The organism is Streptomyces sp. NPDC006551 (assembly GCF_040611675.1).
In the GTDB taxonomy this organism is placed as follows: Bacteria; Actinomycetota; Actinomycetes; order Streptomycetales; family Streptomycetaceae; genus Streptomyces.
Window position 1 is genome coordinate 38,174 of record NZ_JBEXOT010000003.1, and the last position, 17,558, is coordinate 55,731.

16 protein-coding genes are annotated in these 17,558 nt (G+C 72.2%); 9 read left to right on the forward strand and 7 right to left on the reverse strand.

The window, feature by feature from the left end; genetic code table 11:
• Positions 1-90: 90 nt before the first annotated feature.
• From ABZY12_RS04575 to ABZY12_RS04595, 5 genes are all read left to right on the forward strand, one after another.
• Positions 91-573: a hypothetical protein gene (locus ABZY12_RS04575; protein ID WP_356887079.1), complete on the forward strand. Its 483-nt coding sequence runs from the start codon at positions 91-93 to the stop codon at positions 571-573.
• A 212-nt stretch (positions 574-785) separates the two neighbouring features.
• The gene (locus ABZY12_RS04580; protein ID WP_356887081.1) at positions 786-2,612 is read left to right on the forward strand and encodes an acyl-CoA dehydrogenase; all 1,827 of its coding nucleotides are present in this window, start codon (positions 786-788) and stop codon (positions 2,610-2,612) included.
• Between the two features lie 143 nt (positions 2,613-2,755).
• Complete coding sequence (locus ABZY12_RS04585; protein ID WP_356887083.1) at positions 2,756-4,060, forward strand: M18 family aminopeptidase; 1,305 nt, start codon at positions 2,756-2,758, stop codon at positions 4,058-4,060.
• 68 nt (positions 4,061-4,128) lie between these two features.
• Positions 4,129-4,356, forward strand: coding sequence for a DUF6458 family protein (locus ABZY12_RS04590; RefSeq protein WP_356887085.1), 228 nt, complete (start codon positions 4,129-4,131; stop codon positions 4,354-4,356).
• 53 nt (positions 4,357-4,409) lie between these two features.
• Positions 4,410-4,754 carry a hypothetical protein gene (locus ABZY12_RS04595; protein WP_356887086.1) on the forward strand — a complete coding sequence of 115 codons (345 nt, stop codon included), beginning with the start codon at positions 4,410-4,412 and terminating at the stop codon, positions 4,752-4,754.
• A gap of 14 nt (positions 4,755-4,768) precedes the next feature.
• Here the strand turns inward: ABZY12_RS04595 and ABZY12_RS04600 are convergent, their stop codons facing one another.
• From ABZY12_RS04600 to ABZY12_RS04610, 3 genes are all read right to left on the reverse strand, one after another.
• Entirely contained in the window at positions 4,769-6,574 is a 1,806-nt protein-coding gene (locus ABZY12_RS04600) for an NHL domain-containing thioredoxin family protein (RefSeq protein WP_356887088.1), read from the reverse strand.
• Between the two features lie 868 nt (positions 6,575-7,442).
• Positions 7,443-7,706: a hypothetical protein gene (locus tag ABZY12_RS04605; protein WP_356887090.1), complete on the reverse strand. Its 264-nt coding sequence runs from the start codon at positions 7,704-7,706 to the stop codon at positions 7,443-7,445.
• 147 nt (positions 7,707-7,853) lie between these two features.
• Positions 7,854-9,092: a hypothetical protein gene (locus tag ABZY12_RS04610; RefSeq protein WP_356887092.1), complete on the reverse strand. Its 1,239-nt coding sequence runs from the start codon at positions 9,090-9,092 to the stop codon at positions 7,854-7,856.
• Positions 9,093-9,108: 16 nt separating this feature from the next.
• On the opposite strand from ABZY12_RS04610, the gene ABZY12_RS04615 reads away from it, so the two are divergent.
• A complete protein-coding gene (locus tag ABZY12_RS04615) occupies positions 9,109-9,717 on the forward strand; it encodes a hypothetical protein (RefSeq protein WP_356887094.1) in 609 nt (202 codons plus the stop codon).
• A 30-nt stretch (positions 9,718-9,747) separates the two neighbouring features.
• On the forward strand, positions 9,748-10,239 hold the full coding sequence (locus ABZY12_RS04620; RefSeq protein ID WP_356887096.1) for an LURP-one-related family protein: 492 nt from the start codon (positions 9,748-9,750) through the stop codon (positions 10,237-10,239).
• 149 nt (positions 10,240-10,388) lie between these two features.
• Here ABZY12_RS04620 and ABZY12_RS04625 read toward each other — a convergent pair whose 3' ends face one another.
• Positions 10,389-11,597: an aminotransferase class I/II-fold pyridoxal phosphate-dependent enzyme gene (locus ABZY12_RS04625; RefSeq protein ID WP_356887098.1), complete on the reverse strand. Its 1,209-nt coding sequence runs from the start codon at positions 11,595-11,597 to the stop codon at positions 10,389-10,391.
• 85 nt (positions 11,598-11,682) lie between these two features.
• Between ABZY12_RS04625 and ABZY12_RS04630 the strand changes: the two genes are divergently transcribed.
• The gene (locus ABZY12_RS04630; RefSeq protein ID WP_356887100.1) at positions 11,683-13,119 is read left to right on the forward strand and encodes a PLP-dependent aminotransferase family protein; all 1,437 of its coding nucleotides are present in this window, start codon (positions 11,683-11,685) and stop codon (positions 13,117-13,119) included.
• 521 nt (positions 13,120-13,640) lie between these two features.
• Here the strand turns inward: ABZY12_RS04630 and ABZY12_RS04635 are convergent.
• Positions 13,641-14,438, reverse strand: coding sequence for a carbon-nitrogen family hydrolase (locus tag ABZY12_RS04635; RefSeq protein WP_356887102.1), 798 nt, complete (start codon positions 14,436-14,438; stop codon positions 13,641-13,643).
• A 155-nt stretch (positions 14,439-14,593) separates the two neighbouring features.
• Here ABZY12_RS04635 and ABZY12_RS04640 point away from each other — a divergent pair, with 155 nt between their 5' ends.
• The gene (locus ABZY12_RS04640) at positions 14,594-15,421 is read left to right on the forward strand and encodes a maleylpyruvate isomerase family mycothiol-dependent enzyme (RefSeq protein ID WP_356887104.1); all 828 of its coding nucleotides are present in this window, start codon (positions 14,594-14,596) and stop codon (positions 15,419-15,421) included.
• Between the two features lie 19 nt (positions 15,422-15,440).
• On the opposite strand, the gene ABZY12_RS04645 is transcribed toward ABZY12_RS04640, so the two are convergent.
• Positions 15,441-16,754 carry an MFS transporter gene (locus ABZY12_RS04645; RefSeq protein WP_356887106.1) on the reverse strand — a complete coding sequence of 438 codons (1,314 nt, stop codon included), beginning with the start codon at positions 16,752-16,754 and terminating at the stop codon, positions 15,441-15,443.
• Positions 16,751-17,392, reverse strand: coding sequence for a GntR family transcriptional regulator (locus ABZY12_RS04650; protein WP_356887108.1), 642 nt, complete (start codon positions 17,390-17,392; stop codon positions 16,751-16,753). The genes ABZY12_RS04645 and ABZY12_RS04650 overlap by 4 nt, the downstream gene beginning before the upstream one ends.
• Positions 17,393-17,558: the final 166 nt, after the last annotated feature.

Below are 17,558 nucleotides of genomic sequence, written 5' to 3' on the forward strand. Positions count from 1 at the left end.
AGGTGACCCATGCCGATTAACAGCTCTCACCCCGCCCGGCTCGCTCTGTTTGCCGCCGCCGCCCTTCTGACCGCGACAGGATGCACCGCCATGGACCAGGACGCACTCGACTACGAACCGCGGAAGCTGTCGGTCGCCGAGGCCAAGGATCTCGTGCGGGCGCAGTCGAGCGTGATCTTCGACGTCGCCGGGCTCAAGGGAGCGACGGCCACGAACGGTGCCCCGCACGCCGCACCCTGTGAGGGCGTGGAGCACGGATACCGCATCAAGCACTTCTGGAAGATCGAGGGGCCGTCCAAGGCCGAGCTGAGCACGGCGCTGCGGCGGCTGCACGACGAGCTGCCGAAGCGGGGCTGGAAGGTCTACCGCTTCGAGAAGGCGAAGTCGAAGAACCAGCAGATGCAGCTCGACGTGGAGGACACCAGGGAGCACCACACGGCGACGATCGAGGAGGACTTCGTACCCACCGGTCCGGACGCCTCGGCCTGGGAGAAGAAGGGCCGTGACGGCCTGTACGTGGCCCTCGACTCCCCCTGCTACGTGGATCCGGAGTACAAGGTCGGCGATCAGTAGGGGGACCGCCGAGGAGGAGTGCCTGGACGGGCACGGCACCCCGGGCCCCTTGACGTACGCGATTGACGTCACAGATGTCCGGACAGGGGTTGCTCTTATTACCGGTGGGTAGCATCATCGTAGAGAGCGTGGGCTACTCACCGGTAGTACGCCGTGTGACGAGTGCGCGCACAAGGACATCCGCCTCCCCGAGCCTTAACGGAGCCGTCGCCATGGGGCACTACAAGTCGAATCTCCGCGACATCGAGTTCAACCTCTTCGAGGTCCTCGGGCGCGACAAGGTGTACGGCACCGGTCCGTTCGAGGAGATGGACGTCGAGACCGCCAAGAGCGTCCTGGAGGAGATCCAGCGCCTCGCGGAGAACGAGCTCGCCGAGTCCTTCGCCGACGCCGACCGCAACCCGCCGGTCTTCGACCCCGCGACCAACACCGCCCCGGTCCCGGCCGGCTTCAAGAAGTCGTACCAGGCCTTCATGGACTCCGAGTACTGGCGCCTGGGCCTGCCCGAGGAGATCGGCGGCACCACCTCGCCGCGCTCCCTGATCTGGGCGTACGCGGAGCTGCTGCTCGGCTCGAACCCGGCCGTCTGGATGTACTCCTCCGGCCCCGCGTTCGCCGGCGTCCTCTTCGAGGAGGGCAACGAGGCGCAGAAGAAGATCGCCCAGATCGCCGTCGAGAAGCAGTGGGGCTCCACCATGGTCCTCACCGAGCCCGACGCGGGCTCGGACGTCGGCGCCGGCCGCACCAAGGCCGTCCAGCAGGAGGACGGCTCCTGGCACATCGAGGGCGTGAAGCGCTTCATCACGTCCGGCGAGCACGACATGTCGGAGAACATCCTCCACTACGTCCTCGCCCGCCCCGAGGGCGCCGGCCCCGGCACCAAGGGCCTCTCCCTCTTCCTCGTGCCGAAGTACCACTTCGACTGGGAGACCGGCGAGCTGGGCGAGCGCAACGGCGTCTACGCCACCAACGTCGAGCACAAGATGGGCCTCAAGGCCTCCAACACGTGCGAGATGACCTTCGGCGACCAGCACCCCGCCAAGGGCTGGCTGATCGGCGACAAGCACGACGGCATCCGCCAGATGTTCCTCATCATCGAGTTCGCCCGCATGATGGTCGGCACGAAGGCGATCTCCACCCTCTCGACGGGCTACCTCAACGCCCTTGAGTACGCCAAGGAGCGCGTCCAGGGCACCGACCTGGCGAACTTCATGGACAAGGCCGCGCCCAAGGTCACCATCACGCACCACCCCGACGTCCGCCGCTCGCTGATGACGCAGAAGGCGTACGCCGAGGGCATGCGCTCCCTCGTCCTCTACACGGCCTCCGTGCAGGACGCGATCCAGGTCAAGGAGGCGGCCGGCGAGGACGCCAAGGCCCTGCACGGCCTGAACGACCTGCTCCTGCCGATCGTGAAGGGCTACGGCTCCGAGAAGGGCTACGAGCAGCTCGCGCAGTCGCTCCAGACCTTCGGCGGCTCCGGCTTCCTGCAGGAGTACCCGATCGAGCAGTACATCCGGGACGCCAAGATCGACACCCTCTACGAGGGCACCACGGCCATCCAGGGCCAGGACTTCTTCTTCCGCAAGATCGTCCGCGATCAGGGCGCGTCCCTGAACGCGCTGGCCGAGGAGATCAAGAAGTTCCTCGCGGTCGGCACCGGCGGCGACGAGCTGGCCGCCGCCCGCGACGCGCTCGCCAAGGCCGCCGTGGACCTGGAGGGCATCGTCGGCAAGATGCTCACCGACCTCACCGCGACCGGCGAGGACGTCAAGAACATCTACAAGGTCGGCCTCAACACCACCCGCCTGCTGATGGCCTCCGGCGACGTCGTCGTCGGCTACCTCCTGCTGAAGGGCGCGGCCGTCGCCGCCGAGAAGCTGGAGACCGCCTCCGCCAAGGACAAGGCGTTCTACACCGGCAAGATCGCGGCCGCGAAGTTCTTCGCCGCCAACGTCCTGCCGGGCGTCTCCACCGAGCGGGCGCTGGCCGAGGCCGTCGACGGCTCGCTGATGGACCTGGACGAGGCCGCGTTCTAGTACGCACCCTCGTCCACACAGGAACGGCTCGTCCCCGGGGAGGGGGGCGGGCCGTTCCGCCTTCCGTACCAGCTCCGCCCGCCGGACCGATCCGTTTTCCGGGGTCCCCTCGACGCCTTTCGGACCGTGCGTAAGGTGAGCGCATGAGTAGCGCACCCTCCCGCCCGTCGCAGCCGTTCGACCGTGGCCACACCGATGACCTCATGACCTTCCTGGCGGCCTCCCCGTCGCCGTACCACGCCGTGGCGAACGCCGCCGAGCGCCTGGAGAAGGCCGGATTCCGGCAGGTCGAGGAGACCGCGGCCTGGGACGGCACGTCGGGCGGGAAGTACGTGATCCGCGGCGGTGCGATCATCGCCTGGTACGTACCGGAGGGCGCCGCCCCCCACACCCCGTACCGCATCGTCGGCGCCCACACCGACTCCCCCAACCTGCGCGTCAAGCCGCAGCCCGACATGGGCACCCAGGGCTGGCGCCAGGTCGCGGTCGAGATCTACGGCGGCACGCTGCTCAACACCTGGCTCGACCGCGACCTCGGCCTCGCCGGCCGGATCACCCTGCGGGACGGCAGCGACCACCTGGTCAACATCGACCGGGCCGTGCTGCGCGTCCCGCAGCTCGCGATCCACCTCGACCGCCAGGTCAACGAGGGCCTGAAGCTGGACCGGCAGCGTCACATGCAGCCGATCTGGGGCCTCGGCGACGTCCACGAGGGCGACCTGATCTCCTTCGTCGCCGACGAGGCGGGCGTCGACGCCGAGGACGTGACCGGCTGGGACCTGATGGTCCACTCCATCGAGGCCCCCTCCTACCTCGGCCGCGACCGCGAACTGGTCGCCGGCCCGCGCATGGACAACCTCATCTCGGTCCACGCCGGCGTCGCCGCGCTGGCGGCCGTGGCGGGCCGCACCGACCTCCCGTACATCCCGGTCCTGGCCGCCTTCGACCACGAGGAGAACGGCTCCGAGTCGGACACCGGCGCCCAGGGCCCGCTGCTCGGCTCCGTCCTCGAACGCTCCGTCTTCGCCCGCGGCGGCGCGTACGAGGACAAGGCGCGCGCCTTCGCCGGCACGGTCTGCCTCTCCTCCGACACCGGCCACGCCGTCCACCCCAACTACGCCGAGCGCCACGACCCGACGCACCACCCGCGCGCCAACGGCGGCCCTATCCTCAAGGTGAACGTCAACCAGCGGTACGCCACCGACGGCAGCGGCCGCGCGGTGTTCGCCGCGGCCTGCGAGAAGGCCGGCGTGCCGTCGCAGACGTTCGTCTCCAGCAACGACATGCCCTGCGGCACGACAATCGGTCCGATCACCGCCGCCCGCCACGGCATCACGACCGTCGACATCGGCGTCGCCATCCTCTCCATGCACAGCGCACGCGAACTGTGCGGCGCCGACGACCCGTTCCTGCTCGCCAACGCACTGGTGGCCTTCCTGGAGGGATAGGGCGAGGAGGGATAGAGCCGGCCGACCCGGGTACCCGATTCCGACAACCCCACTAGGAGGCGGGATCCATGGGCCTGGGAGGCTGCATCATCCTCATCGCCGTGGGCGCGATTCTCACGTTCGCCACGGACTGGGAACTCGACGGCGTCAACCTCGACCTGGTGGGACTGATCATGATGGCGGTCGGTCTCATCGGCACGGCGACCTTCACCAGCATCGCGCGGCGCCGGCGGGCCGTCGTACCACCTGTCGCCCCCACGGTGGTGGACGACGACCGCCGCGACCGCGGCTTCTGACGCGCCGACAGACGAAACATCCGGGAAAGGCCCTTCCTGACACCGTCCTTCTCATGGTTCGTCACGAGGGCCCACCACTACGGAAGTTCGTCGCCTGCGCCGCCACCGCCGTGCTGCTCGGCACGGGGGTGGCGGCATACGTCATCACGGAGTACGGCGAACGGCCACCGTGGGGCACGGACATCGCGTACGAGGGCGGCTATCTCCAGGCCGTCCGCATCCGGAAGTACGACATGACGGGGGAACGGACCCGCGCCCTGCTGGCCGGCGAGTGCGTGGCCATGGAACGCCGGGGCATGGGCGGCGACCGGGCCGTCCACGCCCCGGAGGCGTGGGTGGCCGGCTGCCTGGACGGCGCGGCGGGCCGCCCGTCCATGAACCAGGGGATCCTCCCGTAGGGCTGTCCGGTGTGTCAGGCGTCCATGCCCGCGAGGATCAACGGCAGCCGGGCGGCGCCGTTCTCCGTCACCGTCACCGGGACACCCCAGTCCTGCTGGTGGACATGGCAGGCCGGGTACTCGTTGGCCGGGTCGTCGTCGCAGGACGCCGCCATCGCGGAGACATGCAGGACGCCCTCGCCGACCTCGGGGTTGAGGTCCAGCTCCCGGAAGAGGTCCGTGCCCGTGCCCTCGCCGCCGAGCAGCAGCTCGGGCGGGGTCGAGGAGACGAGGAGCCGGGTCGAGGGACCGTACCGTTCGTCCAGCTTCTGGCCCGTCGGCGCCTGGAAGACGACGTCGAGGCGGAGCCGTCCGGGAGCGATCTCGGTGGCCTCGCGCCGGGTGCGGTGGGCGACCGACTCGACCCGCACGGCCTCCTCCGGCAGCCGCAGCCTCGTCACCCGGTGCCGGGCCGACTCGACGACGACGATGTCGTCGCCCACCAGGACGGCGTCGCTCGGCTCGCGCAGATCGGTGGCGAGGGTGGTGACCTCGCCGCTCGCCGGGTCGTAACGGCGCAGCGCGTGGTTGTACGTGTCGCTCACGGCGACGGACCCGTCGGGCAGGGCGGTGACGCCCAGCGGGTGCTGGAAGAGGGCCTGGCCGGCGGCGCCGTCGCGGTGGCCGAAATCGAAGAGCCCGGTGCCGACGGCCGTGTGCACGACGTCGTCGGTGTCGATCCAGCGCAGGGCGCTGGTCTCGGAGTCGGCGATCCACAGCCGTTCCTCGGCGGCGGCGAGCCCGGACGGCTGGGCGAACCACGCCTCGGCGGCCGGCCCGTCGACCAGTCCCTCGTTGGTCGTACCGGCCGCGACCTCGACCGTTCCGGTCTCGGGGTCGTACGTCCACAGCTGGTGGACACCGGCCATGGCGATCCACACCTTGCCCCGCCACCAGGCCACGTCCCACGGCGAGGACAGGTCGACATCGAGCGCCGGCCCCGAGGTGGGGGAGCCCTGCCACCACTGGCGGCCGGTTCCGGCGATCAGCTCGATCGCACCGGTCTCCGGGTCGAACGTGCGCAGCGCGTGGTGGACGGTGTCGGCGACGACGACCTTGCCGTCGGGGAGCAGGGCGAGTCCCTGCGGTTCACGGAACTCCCCGTCCCCGATCCGCCGTACGACGCTCTCGCCGTCCGGCTCCAGCTCGACGAGCTGGTGACGGGTGGTGTCGGAGACGAGGAGGTTGCCGGAGGGCAGGACGACCGCCTTGCCGGGGAACCGCAGATCGGTGGCGACCGGCTCCGGCGGCACGTACGGCCCGTCCCCGCGCCGCAGCGTCCCCTTGGCGCCGTGCTCGGCCTCCAGCTCCTCGACGAGGGTACGGATCGCGTTGGCGTGCCCCTCGCCGGCGTGCTGGGCGACGACGTACCCCTCGGGGTCGATGACGACGAGCGTCGGCCAGGCCCGTACGGCGTACTGCTTCCAGGTCGTGAGCTCCGGGTCGTCGAGGACCGGGTGGTGCACCTCGTAGCGCTCGACGGCGTCGACGACGGCCTGGTGGTCGGCCTCGTGCACGAACTTCGGCGAGTGGACGCCGACGATCACGAGGGTGTCCCGGTGCTGCTCCTCCAGCTCGCGCAGCTCGTCGAGGACGTGGAGGCAGTTGATGCAGCAGAAGGTCCAGAAATCTACGACAACGCACTTACCTCGCAGGTCGGCGAGGGTCAGCTCTTTGCCTCCGGTGTTGAGCCAGCCGCCCTTGCCGATCAGCTCGGGGGCGCGGACACGGGCACGGCGGGGCGCGGGCGCGGGGGTGGGCGCCGGGGCGGCATCGTTCATGCTTCAAGCTTGCCATCCGGCATGCACACCGGATCACGCGCGTACGGCTGGGGGGGCGACGACTGGCTGCGGACGGGAACGAGACGCCTGCCGGTGAGACGGCGCGGGCGGAACAGAGCTTCATGGCGCTGCAGGACCGCACCGAGGACAAGCGGGAGCCATTCGCCACGTGTCTGGAGGAGGTCGTCCGGATCCTCGGGCTCGCCGTCGCTCTGGAGCCTCAGCCGGGTGGACCCCCGACCTGGGAGCACCGCGCTCGGGCGGCGCTGCGTGAGGCAACCGCCAGGGCATGGACCTGTCCGAGGCAGCGTTCGGCGCACTCGTCAACGCGGCCGTCCATGATCCCGACCCGAGTTCCAACCGTGGCTTCATCGAGCCGGCTCTGAACGCGTTCGGACACAGCCGCGTCCAATCCGCGCTGCTCGGGTACCTGCGGACCGGCACGGACCTTGAGCGAGCGGGCGCCGCGCGGGCCTGGTACTGGTCAGCCCTGCCCCTACGGATGCCCCTCGTGCGGGCCAAGAGCCCTGGATCCACCGGTCAGGCTGAGCCCGATGACTGCTCGGCCGGGGTGGTCGAGTGGAATGAAGCTGCTCTGCGCGAGTTCGTGAGCAACGAGCACCTGGACGTCCGACGCCGCGTCCTGCCGGGCCTGTCGCTCCGGAAGTCGGCCTACCCCGGAGCCGCACGACCCGACGAGCTCGGGGGCGCGGACACGGGCGCGGGCGCGGTGGGAGGCAGACGCGGAGTCGTTCATGGCTCCAGGGGTGCCGTACGGGTGAAACCGAGGGCCGGGTGGGGAGGGAGGGCGTGTCTTGCCCATGGCATGTGCTGTCGGACTGGCCACCATGGCGGGCAGATCATCTGATTATTCGTCCTTCCGGCTGAGAGCGGTGGGTGAGGTGTCATGCTGCGTCGGCGTGCCGGGCTGTCGCTCCTGGCGGTGGTCCTCCTCCTTCCCGTTCCGGCGGCGCGGGCGGGCGGGGCGGGTGACGGCGCCCTGCAGCTGACCGTCACCGTGAGCACCGTCGGCGACATCGGGCCCCTGCCGCCCGCCGTACGGGCCGGGGGCATCGTCGAGAAGCGGTACCACCTGGTCAATCGTGGCGAAGCCGATCTCCACGACGTCCATGTCACCGACCCCGGCGCCCCGGCCGGGACCCTGCGCTGCCCGAGCCACACCCTCGCGGCCCTGGCCTCCCTGGTGTGCACGGCCAGGTTCCCGGCCGAGGAGGGCCACCACGGGGGTACGGCGCAGGCGGTGGGGACCATTCCCTCGCTACAGCGACGGCTCACGGCCACCGCCCGCTCCGGGTACACGGGGGTCAGCGAGGCCCCGACGCCGGTGGAGACGACGCCGGGGGCGGTGGACGCTGCCCCTGCGCCGCTCCCCGCAGGACCACCGGATTGGGCCAGTGCGGTCGCGGGCGGGGTGCCGGGCGCGCCGGCAGGAACGGATGTGGCGGGTGTGGCGGGGGCGGCGGGCGCGGGTACTGCCGACGCCGGTGCCGGTGCGGCAGCTGCCCCCGGCGCCCCGGGTACTGCCGACGCCGGGGCCGGTGCGGCAGCTGCCCCGGGTGGCCCGGATGCCGCAGGGGCCGCCCCAGTCGTCGGCGCCCCGGGTGCCGCAGATGCCCCAGGTGCTGCCAGTGCCGCAGATGCCCCGGATGCCGCCGGTACCGATACCGGTGCCGGCACGGCAGCTGCCCCCGGCACCCCAGATGCTGCCGGTGCCCCCGGCGCCCCGGATGCTGCCGGTGCCCCCGGCGCCCCGGATGCTGCCGGTGCCGCAGACGCACCGGGTGCTGCCGGTGCCGCAGATGCCCCGGGTGCCCCGGCTGCTGCCGGTGCCGCAGACGCACCGGGTGCTGCCGGTGCGGCAGCTGGCCCCGGCACCCCGGGTGCCGCCGGTGCCGATACCGGTGCCGCAGCCGCCCCCGGCGCCCCGGATGCCGCCGGTACCGGTACCGGTACGGCAGCCGCCCCCGGCGCCCCGGATGCCGCAGCCGCCCCCGGCGCCCCGGATGCCGCAGCCGCCCCCGGGGCGGTGGCCGGGCCGGCGGCGCCGCCAGGAGCACCGCCCGCCGACCCGGCCACCCCAGGCGTCGCCCGCGCCCCCGCCGACGTACCCGTCGGCCGACCCCCGGCCGAGGTCCCTGCCCAGCTCCCCGCCCTGGGCCCCGACCAGCCCCCCGGACGCGTCCCGGACACCCGCGTCCCCGCTCCCGCTGACGACGAAGGGCTCCTCCCCCGGCTCCGTCGCCGCTCCCGTGAACTCCCCGAGATGGGGGTCGTTCTGATCCTCCTGCTGATCCTGATCCCGGCGGCGATCGCGGCCGCCCTGTTCGGCTCCCGCCCACGCTGACCACGCCGCCCCACGGGAGACACCATGGCACTGCTGGAAACGATCGCCATCGTGCTCGGCGTGGCCCTGCTCGCCGCCCTCGCCGTGGTCGTCAAGACCAAGCTGTTCCCGGTCGCGGACGACGAGGAGCCCCGCGAGCGTCGCCGAGTACATCGCGATGATGGTCTCGGTGCTCTACGCCGTGGTGCTCGGTCTCTGCCTCGTCTCCGTCTGGGACAACCGTTCCGCCGCCGCCGACCACGTCCAGGTCGAGGCGAGCGCCCTGCACCAGACCTATCTGCTGGCCGCCTCTCTCCCGGAGGACCGGCGCGGACCCGTGCGCGCCGCGGCCCGTTCGTACGCCACCCACGTCGTCGACGTCGAATGGCCCCTGTTGGCCGCCGGCCGCCCCCTGGGCACGACGGGCTGGAGCCTGCTCGACCGGCTCCGCTCCGCCGGCGAGGTGGACAGGACGGCCTCGACGTCCCAGCAGATCGCCGCCCAGGAGATGGTCGCCCAACTCGGCTACGTGGACGACGCCCGGCGCGGCCGGGAGGCGGCGGCCCAGGAAAGGCTGTCACCGGTCCTGTGGACGGGTCTGCTCATCGGCGGTGCGCTGACGCCGGCCTTCATGTTCCTGTTCGGCATCCGGCGCAATGTCACCCATGTGGTGATGGTGATGGGCCTGGCCGGCTTCATCGCCTTCACGGTGCTGCTGATCCACCAGCTGAACGCGCCCTTCGGCGATGTGCTGGGCGTCACCGCCGACCCGTTCATCCGCTACTTCGGTCCTGCGTGAAGCGGGCGCGGGCGGGGAACCCCTGACGCCATGAAATATCTCGTACGGGACAAAATCTTCGCCATCGGCGACGACTACTGGATCGAGGACGAGAACGGCCACCACGCCTTCCTCGTCGACGGCAAAGCCCTGCGGCTGCGCGACACCCTGGAGTTGAAGGACCCTCACGGGCGGGTCCTGGTCACGCTGCGGCAGAAGGTGTTCAGTCTGCGGGACGCGATGACCCTCGAGAGGGACGACCGGCCGCTCGCCACCATCCGCAGGAAGCGTCTCTCGCTGCTCCGCAACCACTACCGCGTCACGCTGGCCGAGGGCACGGAGCTGGACGTCAGCGGCAGGATCCTGGACCGGGAGTTCACCGTCGAGTACGACGGTGAACTCCTCGCCCACATCTCCCGGCAGTGGTTCCACGTCCGGGACACGTACGCCGTGAACGTGGTCCGGGAGGACGCCGACGCGGCGCTGCTGATCGCGGTGGCGGTGTGTGTGATCCGGATGTCCGAACGCGAGCGGGAGGGGTAGGAGCAGGAGCAGGAGCAGGACACCCGAGAGCGGACGGGTAGAGCCGCCCCCGCCCCGGTCGGACGGGGCAAGCCGCCCCGGCCCCGGCTGGACGGGTAAAGCCGCCCGGATCGTCCGCCCGGCGCCGTCCGCCCGCCTCCGGTCGCCGCTCAGGCCGCCTTCGCCGCCCGCTCCAGCGCCTGTTCCAGGTCCGCCCACAGGTCTTCGACGTGCTCGATGCCTACGGACACCCGTACCGTCCCGGGTCCGATGCCCGCCGTGTCGAGGGCGGCCGCGTCCAGTTGGCGGTGGGAGGTGGAGGCGGGGTGCATCACGAGGGTCTTCACGTCGCCGAGGGAGAGGCTCAGCGAAGCCACCCGTACCGCGCCGACGAACGTACCGCCCGCCTCGCGTCCGCCCGCGAGGTCGAAGGAGATCACCCCGCCGCCGCCGTTCGGCAGCAGACGCCGTGCGACGGCTTGATCAGGGTGCCCGGGCAGCGCCGGGTGGCGTACGGCGGCGACCGCCGGGTGGTTCGCGAGCCGCTCGGCCAGGTCGAGGGCCGTGGCGCACTGCCGCTCGATGCGCAGCGACAAGGTCTGCATGCCGCGCAGCGTCAGCCAGGCCGCGAACGGGTCGGTGGAGGCGCCCTGTTCGATCGCGTAGCGGCGGATACGGCCGTACAGCTCGGCGTCCCGGAAGACGGCCATGCCGCCGAGGACGTCCGCGTGCCCGGCGAGGTACTTGGTCGCGGAGTGGATGACGACGTCCGCGCCGAACTCGATCGGCCGGCAGAGGAGCGGCGAGGCGAAGGTGTTGTCGACGGCGGTCGGGACGCCCGCCTCCGCCGCGACGGCGATCAGGGCGGGAAGGTCGGCGACGCGGGTCGTCGGGTTGGCGATGGTCTCCAGGTAGAGCAGCCGCGTCTCGGGCCGCAGGGCGCGGCGGACCTCCTCCGGGTCCGTCCCCGAGACGTACGTGACCTCGACGCCCCAGCGCTCGGCGAGGTCGCTGAGGACCGCGTACGTACCGCCGTACAGGCAGCTCTGCGCGACGACATGGCCGCCGGAGGACAGCAGTCCGAGCAGGACGGCGTTGATGGCGCCCATGCCGGAGGCGAAGGAGAGGCCGGCGACGCCGCCCTCCAGGCGGGCGACGGCTTCCTCCAGGGCGCGGACGGTGGGGTTGCCGAGGCGGCTGTAGAGGAAGGTGCCGGGGGTGTGGATGGCGTCGGCCATCGCCTCGGCGCTGTCGAAGGCGAAGACGTGCCCCTGGTGGAGGGGGACGCCGAGTGGCGTGCTGCCGCTGATCCGCGGCTGCGGGGGGTGGACCGCGAGGGTTTCGGGGCGGAGCGCTGCGGTGTCGTTGTCGTCCATCATGATCGCCAGTCTGTGGACAATCCCCTTGCCCCTACAGAACCAATCGCGGCAGATTGGTCCGTCGATGGAACCAATCTCTCTCTCCGTGGACGACCTTGTCGCCCGGCTCGGCCGCTGGTCCGCCGGGCGGGGGCCGCTGTATCTCCTCCTCGCGGCCCGTTTCCGGCAGTTGATCGACGAGGGGCTGCTCCCGGCGGGCGCCCCGCTGCCGCCGGACCGGCGGCTCGCCGCCGCGCTCGCGGTGGGCCGTACGACGGTCGTCGCCGCGTACGACACGCTGCGCCAGGAGGGGCGGCTCGTGCGGCGGCAGGGCAGCGGCACGCGGGTTGCGTCCGCCGCGCTCGCTCCCGGCCCCCGGGTCAGGGAGACGTCGAATCCGCTCTTCCTGCACCTGCTCGAGACGCCGGACGACGTGATCCTGCTGAGCTGCGCGGCGCCGGTGGGCCCGCCGCCGGAGCTGGCGCGGGCGTACGCCTCGCTCACCCTGCCGGACGACGACCTCGGCTATCACCCGGCGGGTCTCGCGGGCCTGCGGGCGGCGATCGCACGGCGGTACACGGAACGGGGCGTGCCGACCGATCCGGAGCAGATCCTGGTCACGACGGGCGCCCAGCAGGGGCTTTCGCTGCTGACCCGGCTGCTCGTGGCGCCCGGCGACGGGGTCCTCGTCGAGGCGCCGACGTATCCGGGGGCGCTCGACCTGTTCCGCGAGGCGGCGGCGGTGCCGTACCCCGTGGCGGTGGGGGCGGACGGGGTGGACGTGGCGGAGGCGATCCGGCTGATGGAGCGTCACCGGCCTGCCCTGGCGTATGTGGTGCCGCGTTTCCAGAATCCGACCGGGACCGTTCTTCCGCCGCTGCCGGGCCGCCGTCTCGTCGAGGCGGCGAACGCGCTCGGGGTGCCGCTGGTCGACGACGAGGTGCTCGCCGATCTCGCGTTCGAACCCGGGCGGGCGCCACGGCCGTTGTCGTCGTTCGGCGAGGTCGTGGGGGTCGGCTCGCTGAGCAAGGCGGTGTGGGCCGGGCTGCGGATCGGCTGGGTGCGGGGGCCCGCGGGGCTCGTCGCGCGGCTGGCCCGGCTCAAGGCCATCCACGACCTGGGGTCCGACGTCCCGGCGCAACTGGTGGCCACGCGGCTGCTCGACGACTTCGACGCGATCGTGGCCGACCGGGTACGGACCCTGCGCGCGGGCCACGACCGGCTGCTGGCGGAGCTGGCCCGGCAGCTGCCGTCGTGGACCTGGGCTCCGGCCACCGGCGGCCAGACGGTGTGGGTACGCCTCCCGTACGGCGACGGCGTGGCCTTCGCCCAGGTCGCGCTGCGCCACGGGGTGGCCGTCCTCCCGGGCGCCACGATGGACGCGCTGGGCGGCAGCACCGGCCATCTGCGCCTGCACTTCCTGCTGCCCCCGGACGTCCTGACGGAGGCGGTCCGCAGACTGGCGGCGGCCTGGCGCGAGTACGCCCCCGCGGCTTCGACGGCGGAACCGTCCCGGGCGGCCTTGAACGCGATAGCGGTCTGAGGGCGAGGCGGGGGGAGCGGGGGACGGACCGTGCCCCGGGGGCCGGGGGACGACGGCCCGGGGGACGAGGGCCCAGGTCCGGTGCGGGCCTGGGGCCGGTGCGGGCCTAGGGCCCGCCGGGCCTGGGTGCCCGAGGGGCCGGTGCCCGAGGGGCCGGTGCCCGAGGGGCCGGTGCCCGGGTGCCCGGGTGCCCGAGGGGCCGGTGCCCGGGTGCCCAGGGGGCTCACGGACGGGAGAGGGCCTGAGGGCCTCATGGACGGTGCCGAGGGCGGCCGGGGGCCCGATGGGGCCCTGCGGACCCAGGGGCCGGTGCCCGGGTGCCGGAGGGCCCCATGGGGCGGTGCCGGGAGCCCGGGGGCGAGGGCCCAGGGCTCGCGGACGGTGCCGGGGGGACGGCCGGGCGACGGGGCCGGTGCGGGTGCCCTGGGTAGCCAGGGGCCGGAGCCCGGGGGCCCGGGGACCAAGGCCCGTCCGGGGAGCCCCGGCCCCCCGGCGACCGAGGCGTCCGCCCCGTCAGCGGCTCAGGGCCGCCTCGGCTTCGCCACGCCCAGGACGCGGTCCTTCAGGGCCGGGAACTGGTCCCGGGTCGTCGTCACCTTCGCCGGATCGAGCTCCACCCGCAGGATCTCCTCGTCCGGGCCCGCCTCCGCCATGACCTCGCCCCAGGGGTCCACCACGATCGAGTGCCCCGCCTGCTCCACGCCCGCGTGCGTGCCGGCCGTGCCGCAGGCCAGCATGTACGCCTGGTTCTCCACGGCCCGCGCCCGTGCCAGCACGGTCCAGTGCTCGCGGCGGCGGGCCGGCCAGCCGGCCGGGACGACGAACGCCTGCGCGCCCGCGTCGACCAGACCCCGGAAGAGCTCGGGGAAGCGCAGGTCGTAACAGGTGGCGACCCCCACCGTCAGGCCGGGCAGGGCGACCGTCACCGGCTCCTCGCCCGCCGCCATCATCACGGCCTCGCCCTTGTCGAAGCCGAAACGGTGGATCTTGCGATAACTCGCGGCGAGTTCGCCCTCCGGTGTGAGGACGAGCGACGTGTTGTAGAGCGCGCCGCCCACCGCCTCGACGACCGACCCGGCGTGCAGCCAGACCCCCGCGTCCTGGGCCGCGGCCGCCATCGCCTCGAACGTCGGCCCCTTCAGCAGCTCCGATTCCGCCGCGAAGGACTCGTACGCGAACGCCCCCATCGGCCACAGCTCCGGCAGCACGACGAGATCCGCGGCGCCGCGCTCCTCCCGTACCAGACCGGCCACCCGCGCACGGCGGGATTCGACCGATTCCTCCGGGTTTACTGCGATCTGGATCAGCGAGGCGCGCACACTACCACCGTCCTGGCATTCGAGTCGTCAACACGGGCCTACGATCGTCACACGAAAGCACTGCCGGGGTGCCTTCGGGCAGCGTAACTTAGCGTCCGAGCCTCCCAAGCAGTCTTGTTTTCAGCCCGCGCACCGCAGAACCGCCGAGGGGTCCCGTGACCGTCCATCCCAGCCTTCAGACCTACGCCGACGCCTGGACCCACTCCATCGAAGCGATATCCGAGCTGGTGCAGCCGCTCGTGGAAGGCGAATGGAACCGCGCGACACCGTGCCCGGGCTGGTCGGTGCGCGACATCGTGTCCCATGTCATCGGCATGGAGTGCGAGATGCTGGGCGACCCGCGTCCCATCCACTCCCTGCCCCGCGACCTCTACCACGTACGCAGTGACTTCGCGCGCTACATGGAGATGCAGGTCGATGTGCGCCGGCACCACACCGCACCCGAGATGACCTCGGAGCTCGAGTACGTCCTGATCCGCCGGGCGCGGATGCTCCGCAACGAGAACCGGAAGCCGGACCAGCTCGTCCGCGCCCCCCTGGGCGCCGAGCAGACCCTGGAACTGGCCTACCGCATGCGCGCCTTCGACGTCTGGGTGCACGAGCAGGATCTGCGCACCGCGCTGGGCCGGCCGGGCAACCTCGACTCCCCCGCCGCCCTGGTCACCCGTGACGTCCTGCTCGAAGCGCTGCCGAAGGTGGTCGCCAAGGACGCGGGCGCGCCCACGAACTCGGCGGTCGTCCTCGACGTGCACGGGCCCGTGGAGTTCCTGCGGACTGTCCGGGTGGACGCGGAGGGACGCGGTTCGGTCGATGGCGCGCCGTCGCTGGGGCCCGCGGCGACGCTGGCGATGGACTGGGAGACGTACGTCCGTCTGGCGTGCGGCAGGGTCCGGCCGGCCGACGTGGCCGACCGGGTCAAGACCGAGGGCGACCTGGACCTCGCGGCGGCGATCCTGGACCACTTCACGGTGACGCCCCGGTAGGCACCCTCGGGCGCCCCGTTCACACGGGCACGTGCACGACCTCCACCCGGCTGGCGACCAGGCGTTCACGCTCGCGCTTCGCCGTACGGGCCTTCAGGCGCAGGATCTGCACGACGCCCAGGGTCTCCAGGACGAAGACGGAGGAGAAGGCGATCCGGTAGTTGCCGCCGGTGGCGTCGAGGAGGACGCCGACCGCGAGCAGGGTCGTCATCGAGGCGACGAAACCACCCATGTTGACGATTCCCGAGGCCGTTCCCTGACGCTCCGGCGGGTTGGCCGGGCGGGCGAAGTCGAAGCCGATCATCGAGGCGGGTCCGCAGGCGCCGAGGACCGTGCAGAGGGTGACCAGCAGCCACATGGGGGCGTGGTCGCCGGGAAAGGCGAGGGTGGTTCCCCACAGGGCTGCGGTCACGGCGATGGTGCCGAGCGCCAGCGGTACGCGGGCGGCGTGGTGCCGGGCGATGATCTGGCCGTAGACCAGCCCCACGACCATGTTGGAGGCCACCACCAGGGTGAGCAGCCCCCCGGCCGTCTCGGGCGAGAGCCCCTGTGCCTCGACGAGGAACGGAAGCCCCCACAGCAGCAGGAACACCATGGCCGGGAACTGGGTGGTGAAGTGCACCCACATGCCGAGCCGGGTGCCCGGCTCCCGCCAGGACTCCGCGATCTGCCGGCGGACGTACGTGGCACCGGCGTGCGCGACGGGCGTGGGCTCGTGGCCCTCGGGGTGGTCCTTGAGGAAGATCAGCAGCAGGACGAGGACCACCACACCGGCGACGGCGCTGCCCGCGAAGGCGGCGGTCCAGCCGACACCGTGCAGGAGCCGGGCGATGACGAGGGTGGAGACGAGGTTGCCGGCCATCCCGACGAGACCGGCGAGCTGGGCGATCAGCGGTCCGCGCCGGGCGGGGAACCAGCGGCCGCCGAGCCGCAGCACGCTGATGAAGGTCATCGCGTCGCCGCAACCGAGCAGCGCGCGGGAGGCCAGCGCCATGCCGTACGAGGGGGAGAGCGCGAAGCCCAGCTGCCCGAGGGTGAAGAGGACGACGCCGAGCGTCAGCACCTTCTTGGTGCCGAGCCGGTCGACCAGCAGGCCGACGGGTATCTGCATGCCCGCGTAGACGAGGAGCTGGAGGATCGAGAAGGTGGAGAGGGCGGAGGCGTTGACGTCGAAGCGGTCGGCTGCGTCGAGGCCGGCGACGCCCAGTGACGTACGGAAGATGACGGCGACGAAGTAGACGGCGACGCCGACGCCCCAGACGAGGGCGGCGCGCCTGCCCCCGGGCGGGTCACCGGGGAGGGTGACGGCGGATCCGAATCCACGTCCGCTCACCGTGCCTCACCCCGGACCAGGACCTTGACCCAGCTCAGGTGCTGCCGGACGCAGGCGGCGGCGCCCTCGACGTCGCCCGCCCGGATCCGCTCCAGGATCTCGGCGTGCTCGGTGATGTTCTTGGCGATGCGGTCCGGGTGGGACTGCATCACGGCGACGCCCATGCGCAGCTGACGGTCGCGCAGCTGGTCGTAGAGGCGGGCGAGGATCTGGTTGCCGGCGTGCTGGACGATCTCGGCGTGGAAGCAGCGGTCGGTGACGGCGACCTCGGCGAGGTCCCCGGCCTCGGCCCGCCGCTTCTGCTCCTCCAAGAGCTCTTCCAGCCGGGCGATCAGCGCCGGCGAGGCGGGCACGGCCCGGCGCACGGCGAACTCCTCGACGAGCAGCCGGGTCTCCACGACGTCGGCGATCTCCTGCGCGGAGACGGCGAGCACCAGGGCGCCCTTCTTGGGGTAGAGCTTGAGCAGCCCTTCCATCTCCAGCTTGAGCAGCGCCTCGCGCACGGGCGTCCGGGACACCCCGACGGCCAGGGCCAGCTCCCCCTCGGTGAGCAGCGTCCCGCCCTCGTAACGGCGGTCCAGGACGGCCTGCTTGACGTGCGTGTAGACGCGGTCGGCTGCTGCGGGCGCGGAAGGCATGCGCACAGCTTAGATACAACAGGGGTGCAACAGGGAGCGCTGTCCGCATCGCGGACGGGGTACGGCGACACACAGGACAGAACGGAACGGCCGCGGGCCCGGACGCGACGCCGTCCCTCGGCTCGCCGGGCAACGGCAGGGGCCCGGACACCCATAGGCGTCCGGG

What these genes read in the sequence shown, in the direction of transcription:
- ABZY12_RS04590 (WP_356887085.1), top strand. Translation starts at nt 4,129, where the DNA reads ATGGGCCTGGGAGGCTGCATCATCCTCATCGCCGTGGGCGCGATTCTC.
- ABZY12_RS04620 (WP_356887096.1), top strand. Translation starts at nt 9,748, where the DNA reads ATGAAATATCTCGTACGGGACAAAATCTTCGCCATCGGCGACGACTAC.
- ABZY12_RS04585 (WP_356887083.1), top strand. Translation starts at nt 2,756, where the DNA reads ATGAGTAGCGCACCCTCCCGCCCGTCGCAGCCGTTCGACCGTGGCCAC.
- ABZY12_RS04600 (WP_356887088.1), bottom strand. Translation starts at nt 6,574, where the DNA reads ATGAACGATGCCGCCCCGGCGCCCACCCCCGCGCCCGCGCCCCGCCGT.
- ABZY12_RS04595 (WP_356887086.1), top strand. Translation starts at nt 4,410, where the DNA reads ATGGTTCGTCACGAGGGCCCACCACTACGGAAGTTCGTCGCCTGCGCC.
- ABZY12_RS04625 (WP_356887098.1), bottom strand. Translation starts at nt 11,597, where the DNA reads ATGATGGACGACAACGACACCGCAGCGCTCCGCCCCGAAACCCTCGCG.
- ABZY12_RS04580 (WP_356887081.1), top strand. Translation starts at nt 786, where the DNA reads ATGGGGCACTACAAGTCGAATCTCCGCGACATCGAGTTCAACCTCTTC.
- ABZY12_RS04650 (WP_356887108.1), bottom strand. Translation starts at nt 17,392, where the DNA reads ATGCCTTCCGCGCCCGCAGCAGCCGACCGCGTCTACACGCACGTCAAG.
- ABZY12_RS04605 (WP_356887090.1), bottom strand. Translation starts at nt 7,706, where the DNA reads ATGGACGTCGTGGAGATCGGCTTCGCCACGATTGACCAGGTGGTACCG.
- ABZY12_RS04610 (WP_356887092.1), bottom strand. Translation starts at nt 9,092, where the DNA reads ATGTACTCGGCGACGCTCGCGGGGCTCCTCGTCGTCCGCGACCGGGAA.
- ABZY12_RS04575 (WP_356887079.1), top strand. Translation starts at nt 91, where the DNA reads ATGGACCAGGACGCACTCGACTACGAACCGCGGAAGCTGTCGGTCGCC.